General features: G+C 45.9%; 19 protein-coding genes and 1 other RNA gene. 16 read left to right on the top strand and 4 right to left on the bottom strand.

The features are described 5' to 3' along the window. Positions 1 to 59: 59 nt before the first annotated feature. Together QQL66_RS18790 and QQL66_RS18795 are read left to right on the top strand one after the other, a co-directional pair. The gene (locus QQL66_RS18790; protein WP_284383575.1) at positions 60 to 680 is read left to right on the top strand and encodes a glutathione S-transferase N-terminal domain-containing protein; all 621 of its coding nucleotides are present in this window, start codon (positions 60 to 62) and stop codon (positions 678 to 680) included. 17 nt (positions 681 to 697) lie between these two features. After that, a complete protein-coding gene (locus QQL66_RS18795) occupies positions 698 to 1,117 on the top strand; it encodes a ClpXP protease specificity-enhancing factor (protein ID WP_284383577.1) in 420 nt (139 codons plus the stop codon). 42 nt (positions 1,118 to 1,159) lie between these two features. On the opposite strand, the gene QQL66_RS18800 is transcribed toward QQL66_RS18795, so the two are convergent. Genes QQL66_RS18800 through QQL66_RS18815 form a run of 4 tightly spaced genes read right to left on the bottom strand, consistent with a single transcriptional unit; the run spans position 1,160 to position 4,504 of the window. Beyond that, positions 1,160 to 1,729 (bottom strand): BON domain-containing protein, encoded by a 570-nt coding sequence (locus QQL66_RS18800; protein ID WP_284383578.1) that lies wholly within the window; start codon positions 1,727 to 1,729, stop codon positions 1,160 to 1,162. After that, entirely contained in the window at positions 1,726 to 2,319 is a 594-nt protein-coding gene (locus QQL66_RS18805; RefSeq protein WP_284383581.1) for an SIS domain-containing protein, read from the bottom strand. Before QQL66_RS18805 ends, QQL66_RS18800 begins: the two co-directional genes overlap by 4 nt. A 21-nt stretch (positions 2,320 to 2,340) precedes the next feature. Further along, a complete protein-coding gene (locus QQL66_RS18810; RefSeq protein ID WP_284383583.1) occupies positions 2,341 to 2,718 on the bottom strand; it encodes a YraN family protein in 378 nt (125 codons plus the stop codon). Then, positions 2,684 to 4,504 carry a penicillin-binding protein activator gene (locus QQL66_RS18815; RefSeq protein ID WP_284383585.1) on the bottom strand — a complete coding sequence of 607 codons (1,821 nt, stop codon included), beginning with the start codon at positions 4,502 to 4,504 and terminating at the stop codon, positions 2,684 to 2,686. Before QQL66_RS18815 ends, QQL66_RS18810 begins: the two co-directional genes overlap by 35 nt. Between QQL66_RS18815 and rsmI the strand changes: the two genes are divergently transcribed. The 14 genes from rsmI (at position 4,497) to QQL66_RS18885 (ending at position 19,836) form a co-directional block, all read left to right on the top strand. Further along, a complete protein-coding gene (rsmI, locus tag QQL66_RS18820; RefSeq protein ID WP_284383587.1) occupies positions 4,497 to 5,342 on the top strand; it encodes a 16S rRNA (cytidine(1402)-2'-O)-methyltransferase in 846 nt (281 codons plus the stop codon). The genes QQL66_RS18815 and rsmI overlap by 8 nt on opposite strands. A gap of 130 nt (positions 5,343 to 5,472) precedes the next feature. Further along, positions 5,473 to 5,838, top strand: an RNA gene (gene rnpB / locus QQL66_RS18825) — RNase P RNA component class A. Positions 5,839 to 6,242: 404 nt separating this feature from the next. Further along, positions 6,243 to 6,698, top strand: a complete 456-nt coding sequence (gene mraZ / locus QQL66_RS18830) for a division/cell wall cluster transcriptional repressor MraZ (RefSeq protein ID WP_284383591.1) — start codon at positions 6,243 to 6,245, stop codon at positions 6,696 to 6,698. Continuing rightward, positions 6,699 to 7,634 carry a 16S rRNA (cytosine(1402)-N(4))-methyltransferase RsmH gene (gene rsmH / locus QQL66_RS18835; protein ID WP_284383593.1) on the top strand — a complete coding sequence of 312 codons (936 nt, stop codon included), beginning with the start codon at positions 6,699 to 6,701 and terminating at the stop codon, positions 7,632 to 7,634. Between the two features lie 13 nt (positions 7,635 to 7,647). After that, positions 7,648 to 8,037: a cell division protein FtsL gene (gene ftsL / locus QQL66_RS18840; RefSeq protein ID WP_284383594.1), complete on the top strand. Its 390-nt coding sequence runs from the start codon at positions 7,648 to 7,650 to the stop codon at positions 8,035 to 8,037. Continuing rightward, the gene (locus QQL66_RS18845) at positions 8,027 to 9,775 is read left to right on the top strand and encodes a peptidoglycan D,D-transpeptidase FtsI family protein (RefSeq protein WP_284383597.1); all 1,749 of its coding nucleotides are present in this window, start codon (positions 8,027 to 8,029) and stop codon (positions 9,773 to 9,775) included. Before ftsL ends, QQL66_RS18845 begins: the two co-directional genes overlap by 11 nt. 10 nt (positions 9,776 to 9,785) lie before the next feature. Continuing rightward, positions 9,786 to 11,267, top strand: coding sequence for a UDP-N-acetylmuramoyl-L-alanyl-D-glutamate--2,6-diaminopimelate ligase (locus tag QQL66_RS18850; RefSeq protein WP_284383599.1), 1,482 nt, complete (start codon positions 9,786 to 9,788; stop codon positions 11,265 to 11,267). Then, a complete protein-coding gene (locus QQL66_RS18855) occupies positions 11,264 to 12,637 on the top strand; it encodes a UDP-N-acetylmuramoyl-tripeptide--D-alanyl-D-alanine ligase (RefSeq protein WP_284383601.1) in 1,374 nt (457 codons plus the stop codon). Before QQL66_RS18850 ends, QQL66_RS18855 begins: the two co-directional genes overlap by 4 nt. A 30-nt stretch (positions 12,638 to 12,667) precedes the next feature. Next, on the top strand, positions 12,668 to 13,750 hold the full coding sequence (gene mraY, locus QQL66_RS18860; protein ID WP_284383603.1) for a phospho-N-acetylmuramoyl-pentapeptide-transferase: 1,083 nt from the start codon (positions 12,668 to 12,670) through the stop codon (positions 13,748 to 13,750). A 36-nt stretch (positions 13,751 to 13,786) separates the two neighbouring features. Beyond that, positions 13,787 to 15,157 (top strand): UDP-N-acetylmuramoyl-L-alanine--D-glutamate ligase, encoded by a 1,371-nt coding sequence (gene murD / locus QQL66_RS18865; protein ID WP_284383605.1) that lies wholly within the window; start codon positions 13,787 to 13,789, stop codon positions 15,155 to 15,157. Next, a complete protein-coding gene (gene ftsW / locus QQL66_RS18870; protein ID WP_284383607.1) occupies positions 15,157 to 16,347 on the top strand; it encodes a putative lipid II flippase FtsW in 1,191 nt (396 codons plus the stop codon). Before murD ends, ftsW begins: the two co-directional genes overlap by 1 nt. Further along, positions 16,340 to 17,440 carry an undecaprenyldiphospho-muramoylpentapeptide beta-N-acetylglucosaminyltransferase gene (gene murG / locus QQL66_RS18875; protein WP_284383609.1) on the top strand — a complete coding sequence of 367 codons (1,101 nt, stop codon included), beginning with the start codon at positions 16,340 to 16,342 and terminating at the stop codon, positions 17,438 to 17,440. Before ftsW ends, murG begins: the two co-directional genes overlap by 8 nt. Then, positions 17,433 to 18,899: a UDP-N-acetylmuramate--L-alanine ligase gene (gene murC / locus QQL66_RS18880; protein WP_284383611.1), complete on the top strand. Its 1,467-nt coding sequence runs from the start codon at positions 17,433 to 17,435 to the stop codon at positions 18,897 to 18,899. Before murG ends, murC begins: the two co-directional genes overlap by 8 nt. 10 nt (positions 18,900 to 18,909) lie before the next feature. Then, the gene (locus QQL66_RS18885; RefSeq protein ID WP_284383613.1) at positions 18,910 to 19,836 is read left to right on the top strand and encodes a D-alanine--D-alanine ligase; all 927 of its coding nucleotides are present in this window, start codon (positions 18,910 to 18,912) and stop codon (positions 19,834 to 19,836) included. Position 19,837 lies beyond the last annotated feature (1 nt).

The following is a 19,837-nucleotide window of genomic DNA, read 5'->3' on the forward strand; positions in this document are numbered from 1 at the left end:
TGATGGGTGTGCGGGCTTTTCCTGCACACCCTGTTTTTGGTTTTAATTAGGGGTGTTTTATGGGCGTAGTTGCCAAACGATCTTCTATGACGTTTTATTCTGACGGCGAAAGCCATTACAGCCATCGTGTACGCATTGTATTGGCTGAAAAGGGAGTTGCTGTAGATGTATTGGATGTAAATCCAAATAATAAGCCAGAAGATTTAGCCTCTCTTAATCCATACAATGAGTTGCCTACGTTGGTTGATCGTGAGTTGGTGTTGTATCAGCCAGAGATCATGATGGAATATTTGGATGAGCGCTTTCCGCATCCGCCTTTACTACCGGTCTATCCTGTTGCTCGTGCACAGAGTCGCCTATGGATGTATCGCATTGAGCGTGACTGGAGTCCTTTGGTAGATCAGATTTTGGCTGGTGAAGGTGATATTGACGCGGCTCGTAAGAGCTTGCAAGACAGCATTCTTGCTGTTGCTCCGATCTTTGAAGAAAAGCCTTACTTTATGAGCGATGACTTCACGGTTGTTGATTGTTTGGTTGGTCCTATCTTATGGCGTGTTAAGCAGCTTGGTATTGAGATCCCAGATTCGTTCAAAGGTGTTCATAACTATATGATCCGTATCTTTGATCGTGAGTCATTCCAGGCAAGCCTTTCAGAGGCAGAAAGAGAAATGCGTCTATAAGCGCTTGGAGCTATAGAATGACACCAAGTAGACCGTATCTGGTTCGAGCATTACAAGAGTGGATGGTGGATAATAATTTCACGCCATATATTGTTGTGGACGCTGGAGTTCAGGGCGTTCAGGTGCCTCAGGATTTTGTATCCGATGGTCAGATTATTCTTAATATCTCTCCTTCTGCAGTACGTGGTTTGATTATCAGTAACGATGCCATTGATTTTAATGCGCGCTTCGGTGGTGTGCCGATGCGAGTATATGTTCCGATTGTTGCTGTACTTGCCATTTATGCGCGCGAGAATGGTCAGGGGATGGTGTTTGGTGCAGAACCTGGTGCGCCTCAGCCCGACGATGATCCGCCATTGAAGCCTGTAGGAGTTTCGGATGAAAAAGCTCCTGATGCTCAGCCAAAAGCTAAACCTAGCTTGAAAGTAGTAAAATAAAAAAGGGCCTGATAAGGCCCTTTTTTATTTGTCATTGTTTGGTTAAATATACTCAAACAGCTTAACTATTTTCTCTACACCGTAAACGTTCTTGGTGATTTCTACTGCGTAGTCGCCTTCGTTCTTGCTTACCAATCCCATCAGATAAACCACCCCTTGTTCAGTGATTACCTTGACTCGGCTACTTGGGAAGTTTTCAGAAAATGTCATTTGAGTGGAGACTTTGGTTGTGATCCAGGCATCGTTATAGCGTGAAATCCAGGTGCTAACGCCTGCAATGTTAAGTTCGTTGTAAACTTTACGTACCGAGCGGGTTTTGGAGGCGACTTGTTCTGCGAGTGATTTGCTTTGTTGATCAGGAACTTCTCCTACGAGTAAGACAACTCCGTTGAAGCTAACGACGTCGATATTAGAATTACTGAGGGTTTCAGACGCTTTTCTTAGGTTAACTGAAATTTTGGTTTCTATATTTTCATCTTCGACAACAGTGCCTAATGTCCGGGTGCCTGAATATTCTTCAATTGGCCCCTCGGATGTTGCATCAAGTAGGCTAACGCAGCCGGTTAAACCAAATACCAGTATTAAAAAGGTAAGGTGTTTTCGGATTGTCATTGCGCTTCCTCAAACAGTTGATAGTCAATCAGATCGCATAGGCAGTGGATAATGCTGATATGCGCCTCGTGAATGATGGCTTTGATGTCTGATGGTACCCGAAGTTCAATGTCGTGTTCTGTTAGTAAGGTAGCAACACCGCCACCGTCGTTGCCTGTTAGAGCAATGACCGTTACTTCTCGATCATGTGCAGCTTGAATGGCCTGAATGATGTTGGGGGAATTTCCGCCGGTTGTAATGATGAACAGAATGTCGCCTGGTTGGCCAATCGCCTTAATCTGACGAGCAAACACTTCGGCAAAGTTAAAGGTATTTGAGATACCGCTCGCGACACAATTATCTGCACCTATGGTGATAGCTGGCAGCCCAGGACGCTCTTGATCATAACGATTCATAAGTTTGGATGATAATAGCTGGGCAATAGCAGAAGATGCGCCATTACCACAACATAAAATCTTATTATCGTTAATTAGACAATTGATCAACCACTGGCTTACTAAACAAATATCGTCGGTTAGTAGCTCTGCGGTATGCATTTTGGTTTCGATAACTTGTCCGAAATGCATTTGGATTCGATCTGTCAGGCTCATAGGTGTCTCTTTGGTGGTGCGTTAGAAGGCGTTTTTGATCCAGTTTATCGTCTGATCTTTATCTGTGTAGATGATACTGATTACATCAAATCTGCATAGGGTATTTTGATATTTTGAATTTGTCTGTAAAAATTTACTTGCTGTTCGACGAATGCGCATTTGCTTCTTAGGTGTGACTGTTTCTTCGGGTCTTCCGTGCTTGATGTTTGAGCGTGCCCTAACTTCAAAAAAGATCAGTATATCGCCGTCTTTACCAATTAGGTCTATTTCTCCTGATTTGGCATAAAAATTCGAGGAAAGTAGCTTTATTCCTTGTTTGATAAGGAAGTTCTTCGCATACGCCTCGAACTGATCCCCAATGGCTTTAGTTGACTTCAATGTTCGGGGGTGTTGTTTCATAGGGTTTTCCGTAGCGAACATAGCTGACAGGGAATTCGCGAATGAAACGAGAGGTACCGTCGAAATATATATTCGAGCCAAAAGCTTTCATTGGGTGGTTGTGCATAGTAATTAGATCGGAGAATTGGATGGCCATTTGGAATGCGTCTGCGCCCCAGCTGTACAATTTTGCTGAGTTTTCTGCCTTGGTTGGAAGGCTCTGGATGCCTAAGTCCTGAGGGGACCATCGGAAGTCAGAAAAAATAACACCTTCTAAATCCTTATCTCGTTTGCCTTTGTATAGCTGAGCACTGATGTCTGAGTTACTTAGTACGTCTATGTCATCGGCAAAGAAAAATGCCATCAGTGGGTTGGTTTGTCTGAGATCTTTATATTTTAGTGGTGAATAAATAAATTGAATGTCGTTGCGGCGTCTGGCGGTGTATTCAATAGGCGAGCGCAATAGTCGGCTAAGGTTCCGGGCACGGTTGTCACTCTTATCAATTTCCAGTGCTCTTTGGAGACTGGTGGCCCAATTAGTTTCATAACCTTGTATTTGTGCAATCGAACCTTGTTCTTGTTCAAAAGCAGTCTTAAAGGTTTGAGCTAATTTTTGCCCTTTTTTGGAATTGTAGGTGAGGATCGCACCTTTCTTGTAGTTGTTCTTCGCTGCATAGCGAGCCATGGTTGTGGCTTCGTCTTCGGCCTGTAGATTCATATAGAAGAAGTTTACAGGCAGTTGTTCGGATTCAGTCGAATTAAGTGCAATGGTGGGTATAGGTAAGTTCGGAAGCTGCTCTAGTGTCTCGATGTGTTTTGGGCTTAAGGGGCCAATAATCAAGTCAGCTTCGATATTGTTATAGGTAGCAAGGAAATCCCCCTCAAGGCTATCGATAATCTGAATTTCCGGGCGTATATCTAGATCCAGTTGGTAAGCGGCCATAATGAAGCCCTGGCTAATGGCTTTACCAACATTGGCAAACTTACCTTGTAGTGGAAGCAGTAAGGCTATTTTTTCAATGCGAGTGGCTGTCTCTACCGGTAAAGACGTTGCCTGGATTGGCAATTGAAGGTTGGCTGGGTGGTTTGGGTACTGCTGGTTCCAGCGATTAAATGCCAGTCCTTTGAATTTTTCAGCGGTCTCGCTGTTGAGGATTAATGCCAATTGCAGCCAGCCGGTATTAACTGGTTGATCTGAAGTTAGCAAGCTCTCTGAAAGTTGTTCAGGGGAGATGGCTTCTAGCATTTGCCAGATGAAGTGAGACAGTTCTCTAGACTCTATTTCATTAAGTACTGGTCGTTGGAATTCGAGCAGGCTGAGGGCTTCATTAGTTCGCTGCTGTCTGTTCAGTTCTGTGGCGTAATGCAATTGCCATAGCCATTGATCATCTTCACTGAGTAGGGCTAGGTAGTCAGATGACATCTGCTCAAGCCAGCCCATTGCGGTATCGATTTCCAGCTGAACCAGATCAATTGATTTAATTAACAAGTATTGAGCTTTGACTGTATCAGTTGTTAGTTGTTCAGGTGTTATTTGATTTAAAAGGCGCAGGCTTTCAGCGTACTGTTTTTGATTTAGAAATTCTCGAGAGGCTTTTAAACGCAACTCGGTGGCTTCCAGAGCGGGGGCTGTCGAGGCTTGTTTTAGAAGTTGTTCAATGTAATTTTCTTGGGCCTGATAGGGCTCTGTTGATTGCTGAGGTGTTGATGAGCAGGCAGACAGAAGAATCAGTAAGCAATATACTGGTAACTTTGAAACTTGATGGCTCCATGAGCCGAAAAAGGAATGTATCTTGGTGATGTCCACACAAACCTCAGCAGTACTTTATATTGTTCCAACACCGATAGGTAATTTAGATGATATTACAACTCGAAGCCTACAGGTGTTGAGTGATGTCGATTTAATTGCGTGTGAGGATACCAGACATAGTCATAGATTGCTTGACCATTATTCTATAAAGACGGCTTTAACTGCATTACATGAGCATAACGAACGAGGAAAGGCTGATTGGTTGGTTCAGCAATTAAGTGAGGGTAAGAATATCGCCTTAATTAGTGATGCAGGGACGCCATTGATTTCAGATCCTGGATATCATTTGGTCAATCGTGTGCGGGAAGCTGGCTTTCGTGTGGTTCCTTTGCCTGGAGCGTGTGCTGCGATTACGGCATTGTCGGCCAGTGGCTTACCTACGGATGATTTTCGGTTTATTGGGTTCCTACCAGCAAAATCTGGACAGCGAAAGAAGGTGTTGCAAAACCTGTCGTCGGAAACGTCAACGCTGATTTTTTACGAGTCGCCACACAGAATATTAGATTCGTTGACGGATGTATTGGATGTGTTGTCTGACCGGGAGGCCGTTTTAGCTCGAGAACTCACTAAGACCTTTGAGACTTTTGTCACGGGCGCGGTTTCCGAATTGATTGGCGCGCTTGAAGAGGATACTAATCAGCAGCGTGGAGAAATGGTGTTGATGGTTAAGGGAATAGATAAGCAAGCTGTAACGACTGAATTGGCGGATCTCGATACGATGATTATGGCGAGTCTGAAGTATTTGGGAGTTAAACAGACCTCTGCTTTGTTATCTGAGTTGACGGGTGTCAGAAAGAAAGAGATATATCAGCGCGCTTTGGAGATTGCAGAGTAGTTGCTTGAAAAGACTGAATGACGTTTATTTGATCAATTGTAATGGGTTCTCGTAAAACCGATGCCTTTGGGTAAACTATTTCATACTATCTGTTGAGTGAAGGCGCTATGGGCAGTATGATGCCATCTGCCAAGTCAGCTGGATAATCGCTGCTCGTTTTATACGAGGGGAGGAAAGTCCGGGCTCCATAGGGCAGGGTGCCAGGTAACGCCTGGGCGGTGCAAACCGACGGCCAGTGCAGCAGAGAGTATACCGCCTAAGTTCTTATTGAGTTCGCTCGTAAGAACCGGTAAGGGTGAAAGGGTGCGGTAAGAGCGCACCGCGTAGCTGGTAACAGTCTACGGCATGGTAAACCCCACTCGGAGCAAGACCAAATAGGAATCCTTTAGCTGTGGCCCGCAGTGGATTCGGGTAGGTTGCTTGAGCTTTTTGGCGACGAAAAGCCTAGACGAATGATTATCCTCGACAGAACCCGGCTTACAGGCTGGCTTGGCCTTTTATTTATTGCTCAATCGAATTTTTGCTGATAAAAACTGAATGGATTTTTAGTTGTGTCTGTTGTTATGTGTTTTTATACAGTATATTATTGAATCTGTTCATCTTCCTTTCTTTGTGTATATTCTTTTTACACCTACCTCGTTGTTTTCTAATGAAGCCTTATTCTTAAACTTAAAGTAATTTCTTAAGTTCTTGTGCTATTTGTTTGAATTATCTGTGTTTAATTGTAAGTTTTTGTGTTTCTAAATTGTCTAACCTGTTGATTTTTAATGTCTTTCTCTTTGTCTTCTTTTTAATCGCTTTGCTTGCAAAAAGTCAAGACTCTTCTTATAGTGTCGAAATGTGGAATAAAGTGGCAAAAAGTGGTTCTTTTTGGAAAAAAGAGCCTCAAGGTGGGGAAAAGTGTTCAGAGGTGTCAGCTCAATCAATATGGATGGCAAGGGACGTATGGCGTTCCCTACGCGCTATCGTGAGCGATTGATGGAGCAATGTGACGGCAATTTGGTTGTCACTATCGATACTGAAGAGCGTTGTTTGTTGATTTACCCACTGCCCGAATGGGAAGTAATCGAGAAAAAAATCGAGGCACTTCCTAGTTTTAATCGGGCTGCCCGTCGAATTCAGCGATTATTGATCGGTCATGCTACAGATTTGGAGCTGGATGGTAGTGGGCGTGTGCTGCTGCCTGGGCCACTGAGAGAATATGCGGGCCTTGATAAAAAGCTGATGTTGATTGGTCAAGGCAAGAAATTTGAACTCTGGAGTGAGGAACATTGGGATCGTTGTCGGGATGAATATCTTGATGAGGGATCGGATGCTGATGCGCTGCCGGAAGAAATGATGAATTTGTCACTTTAAATGAATGAAACAGGTTTTAAGCATAAGACTGTCTTGTTGGATGAAGCCGTTGAGTTGCTGATCCAGCGACCGGATGGTGTTTATGTAGATGGGACTTTTGGTCGGGGTGGTCACAGTCGCTTGATTTTGTCGCAATTGACAGGGTCGGGGACGCTGATTGGCTTTGATAAAGACCCGGAAGCGATTGCCGCGGCAAATAGTTTGTGCGCAGAAGATGATCGTTTCGAAATTGAACATGCAAGTTTTGCCTCGCTGTTAGAGGTAATGAAACGTCGCGATTTGGTTGGAAAGGTGTCGGGAGTCCTGGTTGATTTGGGCGTCTCTTCACCTCAGTTGGATGATGCTGATCGCGGGTTTAGCTTTTTAAAAAGTGGGCCATTGGATATGCGTATGAACCCGTCGGCCGGCCAATCGGCGGCCGACTGGGTGAATACCGCAGATGAAGCAGATATTGCACGCGTTTTGTGGGAGTACGGCGAAGAGCGTTTCTCACGACGAATTGCGCGGGCAATTGTCGCTCGTCGTCAAGAAAAAGAGATTCTGGATACGCTTGATCTGGCGAATCTCATTAGTGCTTCTGTACCGAAAAAAGACAAGTTTAAGCACCCTGCAACACGCTCGTTCCAGGCGATTCGAATTCATGTGAATAATGAGCTTGGTGATCTTGAAGAACTTTTGTCTCAGTCTTTAGAGGTGCTTGAGCCGGGTGGTAGTTTGGTTGTTATTAGTTTCCACTCGCTAGAAGATCGAATAGTTAAACGGTTCATGAAAGAACAGGCAAAAGGTAAACCGTTGCCGAAAGGTCTGCCTGTAACCGATGATCAAATTTCTCGCACAATGAAGTTGGCTTGTAAGGCTTCTAAGCCAGGGGATCAAGAAGTAAAAGAAAACCCCAGAGCTCGAAGTGCTGTTCTTAGAGCAGCAATCAAACTGTAAATGAGCGACTGCGATGAAGGTTGAAGAAGATGTTCCAGCTGAAACGAAACAAGGTTGGATAACTCGTTTACAGAATAAAATTAAGCTTGTATGGCAGATAGAGTTAGATTTCCCTACGTCGATTTTTAATTTTCAGTCGGCGTTGGTGATGGTGCTATTGAGCGTATTAGTGATGTCTGCACTGGGTGTAATTTATTCGTCGCATTACAGTCGACAGCTTTTTCACGAATTAAAATTAGAAAAACAGTATCGGGATGATTTGGAAACAGAGTGGGGGCAGTTGCTTTTGGAGCAGAGTGCTTTGTCTGCTCATACTCGTGTAGAGCAAGCGGCAGAAGACTATCTGGATATGTCGCTTCCCGATTCTAAAGACATTAAATTGGTGTTTTCAAATGGGCGCTAGTTTAAGAAAAGAAGAAACCAAGATTGAGTCACCAGACAATTCGTCTGATGTCTCTATGCCGCAGTGGCGTGTGCGATTGGTGCTGGCTGTAGTGTTGTTGTTCTTGTTCGGATTGGTCTACCGCTTGGTGTTTCTACAGGTGTCTGAACAAGAGTTTCTCAAAAATCAGGGTGACCTGAGGATGGTTCGTACCGAAATTGATCCTGCCCATCGCGGATTAATTACTGATCGTAATGGTGAACCTCTGGCTGTTAGTACCCCGGTTGAGTCCATCTGGCTTAATCCTAAGTATTTTCCTTCTCTTGAGAACGTCAATCTTGCCTTATTGGCGAGCTTGCTTGACCTTCGCGAAGTGGCTTTAAGAAAAAAAATTGAGGCCTCAGCTGGTCGGCAGTTTCTCTATTTAAAACGCCATATGCCTCCCGAACAGGCTGCAAAGGTTTTGGAGTTAGGTATCAAGGGGCTTTACAGCCAAAGAGAATATAAACGTTTTTATCCTGCTGGCGAGGTAACGTCTCATCTTATTGGGTTTACCAATCTGGATGATGAAGGGCAGGAAGGCATTGAGTTAGCTTTTAATGATTGGTTAGTGGGCGAACCTGGCTCTCGTACTGTGATCAAAGATCTACAAGGGCGGGTGATTCGACATGTTAGGCAAGACTCGGAAGCGCGGGATGGCAAAGATTTAGCCTTATCTATCGATTTACGTCTCCAGTATTTGGCATATAAAGCGCTGAAAGAAGCGGTGATTAAACACAGAGCCGAATCGGGCAGTGCTGTTGTAATGGATGTTGCTACGGGTGAAGTGTTGGCTATGGTGAATCAGCCCTCGTATAACCCCAATGATCGTTCTCGGTTGAAGGTAAACAGTCTTAGAAATCGGGCTGTGACCGATTCTTTTGAACCTGGATCAACGATTAAAGCGTTTACCGTTGCTACCGCACTGGCTTCGGGACGATATGCCGCCAGTACCAAGATAAATACCTCCCCAGGCTATATTCGGGTGGGTCGCAAAACGATTCGGGATCATGCCAATTACGGGCAGCTGGATCTCACTGGAATCATTAAAAAGTCGAGCAACGTGGGTACCACTAAATTGGCTCAAAACTTAGGCAGCGACTTGATTTGGAGTACGTTGTTTCGCGCTGGTTTTGGACAAGCTCCGGGAACAGGGTTTCCTGGCGAAGGTAATGGCATATTGCCCATGCAGCGAGAGTTTCGCCCCATTGAATTGGCGACCTTGTCTTATGGTTATGGCTTAGCGGCTACTCCGCTTCAGTTGGCAAATGCTTATACCAGTTTCGGAAATAACGGTTTTCGACCAGAAGTAACTTTGTTGGCTCGAAGTGCTCAGGATTTAGTTTCAATTCGTCAAGAAAAGGTCATGCCTGAGCGTGTTGCGGCTCAGGTATTACAAATGCTTGAGACTGTTACCCATAAAGGTGGGACAGCAAAACGGGCTGCCGTTCCCTTCTATCGTGTTGGAGGAAAGACAGGGACCGTTCATAAGGTTGGTCGAGATGGTTATCAGGACGATAAGTATGTCGCTTACTTTGCAGGATTGGCTCCGATTTCTGATCCAAGATATTCGGTGGTGGTGACCATTAATGGGCCATCCGGAGATCGATATTATGGTGGTGAAGTGGCTGCGCCTGTTTTCTCTGAAGTAGTGAGTGCAGCGATGCGGCTAAACAATATTGCGCCGGATGCCTTTGATACAACGGCGATGGTCAGATAATACGAGGAACATGAAAACGGTGGATAAGATGGCAGTGCGATTGGGTAACTGTTTGGCATGGCTGGAGGATTCTGAAGTCTCAGATGTTTGTGTGTCTGGAATTACTTTGGACAGTCGTGCGGTCACACCAGGAGATTTGTTTATTGCGGTGAAAGGTTTCGTTGTTGATGGGCGGGATTTTATTGACCAGGCAATAGATAAAGGTGCCACCGTTGTATTTAAACAGGCCGATCAGCGAGGGATTTATTCGCTTGCGAAATGTTGGGTCATAGAAGTTCCTGAGTTGGATCGAGTGCTTAGCTCAATTGCATCCAACTTCTACGGTAATCCTAGCGAGAGCTTACTGACTGTGGGTGTGACTGGGACAAACGGAAAAACAACTGTCAGTCAATTGGTGGCGCAAGCCTTTTACTATCTTGGGAAATCGTCTGCGGTTTTGGGTACTGCTGGTAATGGCGTATGGCCAACATTGGATACAGCAACGCACACAACACCTGATGCCGTTAACTTACAAGGATTTATGGCTGACTATCTGAATCAGGGCGCACAGGTCTTGGCGATGGAAGTTTCGTCTCATGGTTTAGACCAGGGTCGAGCGCAAAGTGTTTCGTTTGATGTGGCAGTGTTCACTAACTTAACCCGTGATCATCTGGATTACCATGGGACGATGGATGCTTATGGTCGGGCTAAGGCTCGATTGTTTGGTTTGGATACGTTAAATGCTTCGGTAATTAACTTAGACGATGAATATGCTCAGCAGCTGATTGGCATAGCAAAAGGCGCTTTATGGAGCTATAGCCAAACGAATCAAGACGCCGATGTGTATTGTGAAAACCTTGAACTGACCTCTAGAGGAATGCGACTGAATTTGGTCACACCTCAAGGAAAAGCTCTCTTGGTGACGGACCTGGTAGGACACTTTAATGTGTCGAATCTATTGGCGGTTGTCTGTGTATTAATGTCACAAGGTGTTTCCTTAGAACAGATTGTTGAATTAGCTAAGAAGTTTCAGCCTGTCTCTGGTCGAATGGAGACCTTTGGTGGAGAAGGTAAGCCAACGGTTGTTGTTGATTATGCTCACACCGGGGATGCATTGGAGAAAGCCTTATCTGCAGTGAAGCATCATTGCCGAGGGAAATTGTACTGTGTATTTGGTTGTGGCGGTGATCGGGATCGAGGCAAGCGGCCAGAGATGGCATCCGTTGCTGAACAGTATTCTGACTTTGTTGTATTGACCAATGACAACCCAAGAACGGAAGACCCTGAACGAATCATAGAAGACGTGATGTCAGGTTTTGCGTCACCGTATTTGGTGTTGGTGGAGAAAGATCGAGAGAAAGCCATTCGTTTGGCTATTGGTCAGGCCAAACCAGGGGACTGGGTGCTGGTGGCCGGAAAAGGACATGAAGATTATCAGGACATTCAAGGGGTGAAATACCCTTTTTCTGATGTTGAAAAAGTGACAAAGGCTTTGGTGGAGTATCAGCCGTGATTAAGCTGAGTGATTTGGCTGAAAACATTGATGGGACTTTGATCGGGAAGGATGCTTCCTATGAGTCGATCAACACTGATTCGCGTTCGATTTCGCAAGGTCAGCTATTTATTGCGTTAGTTGGTGAACACTTTGACGCGCACGAATATTTAGCGCAAGTAAAAGAGAAAGGCGCCTGTGCAGTTGTGGTTTCTAAACCGGTTGATTGTGACTTGCCACAGATTGTTGTTCGCGACACCTTGGATGCTTTAGGGCAGATCGGTTCCTACATGGCATCGCTGACACGGGCTCGGTTTGTTGCGCTTACAGGCAGTTGTGGAAAGACCACAACCAAGGAAATGATTAGGTTAGCTTTGTCGAGTGCAGGTCAAGTCTATGCGACTCGAGGGAACTTAAATAATCATATAGGTGTCCCTTTAACGCTTTCTGAAGTAGCTCTTGAAGATGACTTTGCTGTCATTGAAATGGGTGCAAGTGGTGTTGGTGAAATTCAATACACGGTGCAGATGACTCATCCAGAGGTTGTGTTGATTACCAATGCGTCAGATGCTCATTTGGAAGGGTTTGGGTCTTTACGGAGAATCGTTGAGGCCAAAGGTGAAATTGTAAGGTTCGCGCCAGAAAATTCTGTGGTGGTGTTGAATCAAGACGATCCGAACTTCTCTCAATGGATTGGCATGGCGAATGATCGCAAGGTTGTCAGTTTTTCATCTCAAGCTGACTCTAGTGCAGATGTCTGTTTGCTTGAAAAACAATTGTTGGAAGGCAGTGGATACCGTTTAGACGTCCAGGTTGGATCGGTTAATTGTCAGTTTGAGCTCCATGTTTCTGGCGCTCATATGATTCAGAACGCATTGGCGACGTTAGCAGTTGTCTACGCGCTGGGCCTGGATTTGACGTCGGCGGCTGAAGCATTGAGTGGATTTCAGCCAGTGAAGGGACGTTTCTCGCCCATTCGATGCCAGTCGTATACGGTTTGGGATGATACCTATAATGCCAACCCTCAATCCGTAAAAGCTGCGATCTCGACCATTGCCGAGTATAAGAAACCGGCGTGGTTGGTGTTGGGGGCCATGGCAGAACTGGGTGATCATGCCGAGGAAGCGCATAAAGACATCGGGCGATTTACTTCAGAGAATGGTTTTGAACGAGTTTACGCTATAGGCCCGTTTTCTGAGTCTGTGATTAATCATCCAGGCTTTTCTGGCACTGCCTATAACAAAACTGACATGGATGTCCTTCTTTCTGATTTGGAAAGGGACATTAACGCATCAGGTCATCAGGATCTTCAGATCTTGGTTAAAGGTTCTCGGAGTGCCGGAATGGAACGGGTTGTTCGTGCACTGGTCGAGTTGGACACTAAAGAATAATTGAAAATTAACATATAGGGACTAACTGTCATGTTGTTGTGGTTAACACAGTGGTTGTCGGAATACGCGAGTGGTTTTGGTGTGTTCCAATATTTAACCCTCAGGGCAATTTTAGGCGTGCTAACCGCGTTGGCGATTTCGCTGTTGTTTGGTCCTGCTTTTATTAAAAAGCTTAGATACCACCAGATTGGGCAGGCCATTCGAACAGATGGTCCTCAATCTCATTTGAGTAAGGCTGGTACACCTACCATGGGGGGCGCACTGATTTTGGTTGCGATCCTAATCAGTACCTTACTATGGGCTGACCTGTCGAATTTCTACGTGTGGGTTGTGATTCTGGTGACGGGTGTCTTTGGTGCTGTAGGCTGGGTTGATGACTACCGTAAAGTGGTAGAAAAAGACTCTCGTGGATTACCGGCACGTTGGAAGTATTTTTGGCAGTCAGCAGGTGGTTTGGTCTCTGCGATTGCTTTATATGCGTATTCAGATACGCCAGCCGAAACTCAGCTGATCATTCCCTTCTTTAAAGACTTTGCTCTGGAGCTGGGGGTTGGTTTTATCGTTCTAACGTATTTCGTCATCGTGGGTAGCAGTAATGCTGTGAACTTGACGGATGGACTGGACGGTTTGGCAATTATGCCAACGGTATTGGTGGCTGGTGCGTTGGCTATCTTCGCTTACGTGGCCGGGCATGCACACTTCGCAGACTATCTTCACTTCCCTTATGTTGCTGGTAGTGGGGAGTTAGTGGTGATCTGCGGTGCAATGGTTGGTGCCGGATTAGGGTTTCTTTGGTTTAACACCTATCCCGCTCAGGTCTTTATGGGCGATGTAGGTGCGCTAGCGCTCGGTGCAGCACTGGGTGTGATGGCTGTGATTGTCCGTCAGGAGATCGTCCTATTTATTATGGGGGGCGTCTTTGTAATGGAAACGCTGTCTGTGATCTTACAGGTAGCCTCCTTTAAATTGACCGGAAAGCGCATTTTTAGAATGGCTCCGATTCACCATCACTTTGAATTGAAAGGGTGGCCAGAGCCTAAAGTGATTGTTCGTTTTTGGATTATCACGGTGATTTTAGTATTAGTTGGATTGGCAACGTTAAAAGTTCGATAGCGAAGCCAGCCAGGTTGAATGTATAGGTGTTGTAGCGTGAGTTTAATAACTTCTGAAAAGTATACCGTTATTGTGGGACTGGGGTTGTCTGGTCTTTCTTGCGCTCGGCATTTGGCAAAACTCCAGTCTCAGGGGCGAGCTGGACGTTTTGTGGTTATGGACACTCGTGCCAATCCACCCTTGGTTACCCAGCTAAGAGAATCTTGTCCTGACGTACCCTTGCTGTGTGGTGAACTTGATTTTGGAGTGTTGGAAGGGGCAGCAGAAATTATTGTCAGTCCTGGGTTAGACACCAATCAATCGCCTTATAAAGAGTTAAAGCAGCAAGGCATCAACGTTATCGGCGATATCGAAATGTTTGCTCGTGAAGCTAAGGCGCCGGTTATTGCGATTACCGGTTCCAACGGCAAAAGCACAGTGACAACCTTGGTTGGTGATATGGCCAAGGATGCCGGTCTCACTGTTAAGGTGGGTGGAAATATCGGTGTACCTGCATTGGATCTTCTTGGGCCATCTGAACCTGATTTGTACGTTTTGGAGTTATCGAGCTTTCAGTTAGAGACTACAGAATCTTTGATGCCAGCCGTGGCTACCGTGTTGAACTTGCAGGCCGACCATTTAGACCGATACGGCAATATGGTGGCTTATCATTCAGCAAAACAACGAATCTATCGTAACTGTCAGCAGTCGGTGTGGAATAAGCAGGATATGCTGACTCAGCCGCTGCTTGGAAAAGAATCCAAGACAGTTGCATTTACAACGGGTGAGCCTGATTTAAAAGAGTTCGGTTTACGCGAGTTTGATGACGAGCTTTGGTTATGCAAGGGCATGACTAACTTGATCCGAGCCTCTGAACTTCGGCTTAAAGGTCGTCATAATTTGGCCAATGCTTTGGCCGCATTGGCGTTGGGTGAAGCTGTAAATATCCCTATGGAATCAATGCTGAAGACATTAACCCAATTTGGTGGGTTAGTGCACCGATGTGAGTGGGTTTCTCAGCTCAATGGAGTTGATTACATCAATGACTCTAAAGGCACCAATGTGGGGGCAACTAAAGCTGCGATTGAAGGATTGGCCGGGAAAGAACCAAACCTTGTGCTTATTGCTGGTGGTGTTGGAAAAGGGGCTGATTTTTCAGAACTGCAGAATCCTCTACGAGAGCATTGTAAAGCTTTGATCGTGTTCGGCGAGGATAAGCAAAAGCTGCAGGATATTGCGCCTACTGAGTTGACTGTTTGTGTTTCTGAGTCGCTGGAAGATGCTGTTAAGCAAGCCACTGAGCAAGCGGGTTCAGGCGATATTGTTTTATTCTCACCGGCTTGTGCCAGTTTTGATATGTTTCGAAACTTTGAGCATCGGGGAGAGGAGTTTCGTCGCATAGTAAATACCATGGGTGAAACAGCGTGATGTCATCAAGCAATTCTGTCGTTGCACCTGGTGTTGCGCTTAAGAAGCTCGCGTTACCGTTCGACGGCGTCTTGGTTACCTGCGTTTTGATGTTGTTAACTATTGGTACGATTTGCATGACATCAGCGTCCACTGAAATTGCAGAGGGTAATTACCGGAGTGAATTCTTTCATCTCAAACGTCACCTGGTTTATCTCTTTATAGGTATGTTGGCCGCTTTGTTTACCCTATCGATTCCGACTCGGCTGTATCGCGAAATGAGTTGGTTGGCTCTGGGGATTGGTTTTGTTCTTCTGATCATGGTGTTGGTTCCTGGTATCGGAAGAGATGTAAATGGTAGTACTCGTTGGATTGGCCTGGGTGGTTTTAATATTCAGGCATCCGAGATCGCCAAACTAAGTATGGTGATATACACCGCTTCTTATCTGGTGCGTCATTTGGATGAAGTAAGGGCCAGATATTCCGGCTTTTTAAGGCCGGTGTTGGTTTTGGGCGTGTTTGTATTTCTACTCCTGCTTGAACCGGATTTTGGGGCGGCAGTGGTAATGATGAGTGCGTTTATGGCGATGATGTTTCTCGCTGGAGTAAAGGCGTCGCACTTCTTCTTTTCCATCGTTGTGTGTTTATTGGGAGGGGCTGCGATTGCTGTTTCGCAGCCATATCGTTTGGCACGATTACAGGCGTTTTTGGATCCTTGGCAGGACCAGTTTGGCAGCGGTTATCAGTTGATTCAGGCGTTAATTGCAATTGGTCGGGGTGATTGGTTTGGTGTAGGGCTCGGCAATAGTATGCAGAAACTCTATTACTTGCCTGAAGCTCATACCGATTTTGTTTTTGCCATTTTGGCCGAGGAGCTGGGAACCATAGGGGCAATTGGTGTTCTTATACTGTTCGCAATTTTTGCCTGGCGAGCCTTAGCTATTGGGCGAAGAGCAGAACTGTGTGGTCATTTGTTCAGTGCTTACATGGCTTATGGTTTAGCCATTATTTTCTCAATGCAGGCAATTATTAATATCGGTGTGAATACAGGAACGCTTCCTACAAAAGGTCTGACCTTGCCATTTTTAAGCTATGGCGGAAGTAGTTTGGTAATCAGTTGTATGGCAGTAGCAATGCTTTTAAGAGTTGATTATGAAGCGCGAAAAGCTTCAACTTCGCCCATAAGTGAAAGAGGGCAGCAAGGTGAGTAACTCCTCTCTCAATCGGTGGTCGGGTAAAACAATGTTAGTGATGGCTGGTGGAACTGGCGGTCACATTTATCCTGCAATGGCGTGTGCAAATGAAGTCATAAAGCAGGGTGGCCAAGTCGTTTGGCTAGGAACAAAGAAGGGGCTTGAATCCGAGATCGTACCCAAGAGCGGCATACCCATTGAGTATATTGATATCGCTGGGCTTCGAGGTAATGGTTTGTTGGGGTGGTTGAAGGCGCCTTTCCGAATCATGAAAGCGATAGGTCAGGCATCTCAAGTGATAGCTCGTGTTAAGCCCGATGTGGTATTAGGCATGGGCGGATTTGTCACGGGGCCTGGTGGGGTTGCTGCGAAAGCAAAGGGTGTTCCTTTGGTGATTCATGAGCAGAATGCTATTCCTGGAATGACCAACAAGCTGTTGGCTCGAATTTCAGATCGGGTATTAGAGGCTTTTCCAAACACTTTTGCTCATGCGAATGATACCACTGGCAATCCGGTACGATCTGATCTCAATGAACTGCCTGCGCCAGAACAGCGAAAGGTTGGGCAAAGAGAAGTCGTCCATGTGCTGGTGGTTGGTGGCAGTTTAGGGGCTGTGGCGATCAATAACATGGTGCCCGTTGCACTCGAACGTTTACGTAAACAGGGTGTTCAGTTCACTGTGGTTCATCAGTGTGGCAGAAAAAATGTTGAGCAGACAGAAGCGGCCTATAAGGAAACCTCCGTTGATGTGTCTGTTCAGCCATTCATTGAGGATATGGCCAGAGCTTATCGGGATGCGGACTTGGTGATCTGTCGTTCCGGGGCGTTAACAGTATCAGAGCTCATGAATGTCGGCGTGCCATCTGTGTTAGTGCCTTTCCCGTTTGCCGTAGATGATCATCAAACGGCGAATGCAAAGTATTTGGAAGAGGTACAGGCGGGCATTATTTGTCAGCAAGAGGAAATGGACCCGGAACAGTTGAGTCAGCTATTGGCTGATCTAATTCAAAATAACAAATTGCCGGTAATGGCGAACAATGCATGGCAAAGCAGAAAAATAGATGCAACAGAGCGGGTGCTCAGCCATTGCCAGGAGTTAGTAAATGTCTAGTGACAAACAAACGATTAGCCCTCAATCAATAAAAACGGCCAGCTGGGATGTTCCAGAGATGCGTAGAATTCGCACTATCCACTTCGTTGGTATTGGTGGTGTGGGCATGTGCGGTATAGCGGAAGTATTGATCAATCAGGGGTATCGAATTACTGGTTCGGATCTTAAATCGTCGCCAAATACTCAGCGTCTTGAATCTCTGGGAGCGAAGATCTTCATTGGTCATGCGGCTGAGCAGGTAATAGGTAGTGATGTAGTCGTCGTATCAAGTGCGGTTGACACAACAAACCCTGAAGTGGCTGAGGCCCTGGATAAACGTATCCCTGTTGTACCTCGCGCTGAAATGTTGGCTGAACTGATGCGTTATCGACACGGTATCGCGGTAGCAGGGACACATGGGAAAACAACAACGACCAGTTTGGTGTCGTCTGTTCTGGCCGAAGGTGGTTTAGATCCTACCTTTGTGATTGGCGGTAAGTTGAACAGTGCTGGTACAAACGCCAAATTGGGTGGAAGCCGCTACCTAGTGGCTGAGGCGGACGAAAGTGATGCTTCATTTCTTCATTTACAGCCGATGACTGCAATCGTAACCAATATTGATGCGGATCATATGGACACCTATGGCGGTGATTTTTCGAAGTTGGAACAAACGTTTATCGACTTCTTACATAATTTGCCTTTCTACGGGTTAGCCGTGGTGTGTGTGGATGATCCTGTTGTTGAAAGTTTGATTCCTAGAATCAGCCGACAAACCGTGACTTATGCGATTGAGAATGAAAACGCCGATTATCGTGCGACCAATATCAGTCAAGACCAACGTACGGTGAAATTTACGGCCATTCGACCAGAAGGGCATATGCCTCTGGATATCGAATTGAATATGCCTGGTAAACATAATGTATTGAATGCTTTGGCAACCATTGCGGTAGCAACGGATGAAGGTATTGAAGACCAGGCGATCGTTCAAGGGTTGGCGAAGTTTAACGGGGTAGGCCGTCGCTTCCAGGTATATGGTGAATTCGATACGGGTCGTGGCGAAGTGATGTTGGTGGATGATTATGGTCATCATCCACGTGAAGTTGCAGCAACGATTGCGGCAATTCGTGATGGCTGGCCCGAGCGACGCTTGGTGACGTTATATCAGCCTCATCGATACACCAGAACGCGGGATCTTTATGAGGACTTCGTGCAGGTGTTATCCGAAACAGACGCTCTGGTGTTAATGGAAGTTTATCCTGCGGGTGAAAAACCTATTCCAGGAGCGGACGGACGTAGTTTGTGTCGAAGTATTCGTCAGCGTGGACAGGTAGAACCTGTGTTTATGGAGCGTGATGAAGATCCTTTGAAAGTGCTTTCAGGGGTGTTGGAAGATGGCGATATTTTGTTGACCCAAGGCGCGGGCGATATTGGTGCTCTGGCGTCGGGTTTAGCGGAACTGAAATTGGTATTAGTGGATTAGGTATAGGTTGATGAGCTCAACAACTTCTTTTGGCAAAGTGGCTGTGCTGTATGGTGGTACCTCAGCGGAGCGAGATGTTTCCATCAAAAGTGGTGGGGCTGTTTGTGAGGCACTTAAAAGTGCAGGCGTAGAGTTTGATGCGATTGACGCCGTAGATGGTTGGATGGAGCGCTTGATCCAGGGTAATTATGACCGGGTGTTCAATGCAGTACATGGTCGAGGCGGAGAAGACGGAAAGGTTCAGGGATTCCTTGAACTGTTAGGTCTGCCATATACCGGTAGTGGAGTCACGGCTTCTGCTATCGCGATGGATAAAGAACTGACCAAGCATATTTGGGTTGGAAATGGCATTTCAACGCCTGAGTATCAAGTGGTAACTGATGATGTCAGTGCGTCTCAGATTATTGAAAAGCTTGGATTGCCATTAATTGTGAAGCCTGCGCATGAAGGTTCCAGTATTGGGATGTCGAAAGCAAATTCTGAGTCGGAATTGGTTGAGGCCATTACCAAGGCTAAAGCACTGGATAGCAGTGTGCTGGTTGAGAAATGGGTGACGGGAAGTGAATTTACTATCGCTATTTTGAATGGTGAAGCGCTACCAGTTATTCGATTGGAAACCGATCATAGTTTTTATGATTACGATGCCAAGTATTTAGCGAATGATACCCGTTACCTATTGCCGTGTGGTTTGGACTCGGCTCAGGAAAGTGCGCTTCAATCGATGGCTCTGACTGCGTTTAAAGCGGTTGGATGTGAAGGTTGGGGTAGGGTTGATGCTATGCAGGACGGTGAGACGGGTAAATTTTATTTGCTAGAGGTGAACACTGTGCCTGGTATGACTGATCATAGTTTAGTACCGATGGCGGCGAAGGCGCGAGGCATGGATTTCCCAGCGTTGGTGTTGGAGGTTCTGTCCGAGGCGTCACTAAAAGGGTAAG

Source organism: Litoribrevibacter albus, from assembly GCF_030159995.1.
GTDB classification, from domain to species: Bacteria; Pseudomonadota; Gammaproteobacteria; order Pseudomonadales; family Litoribrevibacteraceae; genus Litoribrevibacter; species Litoribrevibacter albus.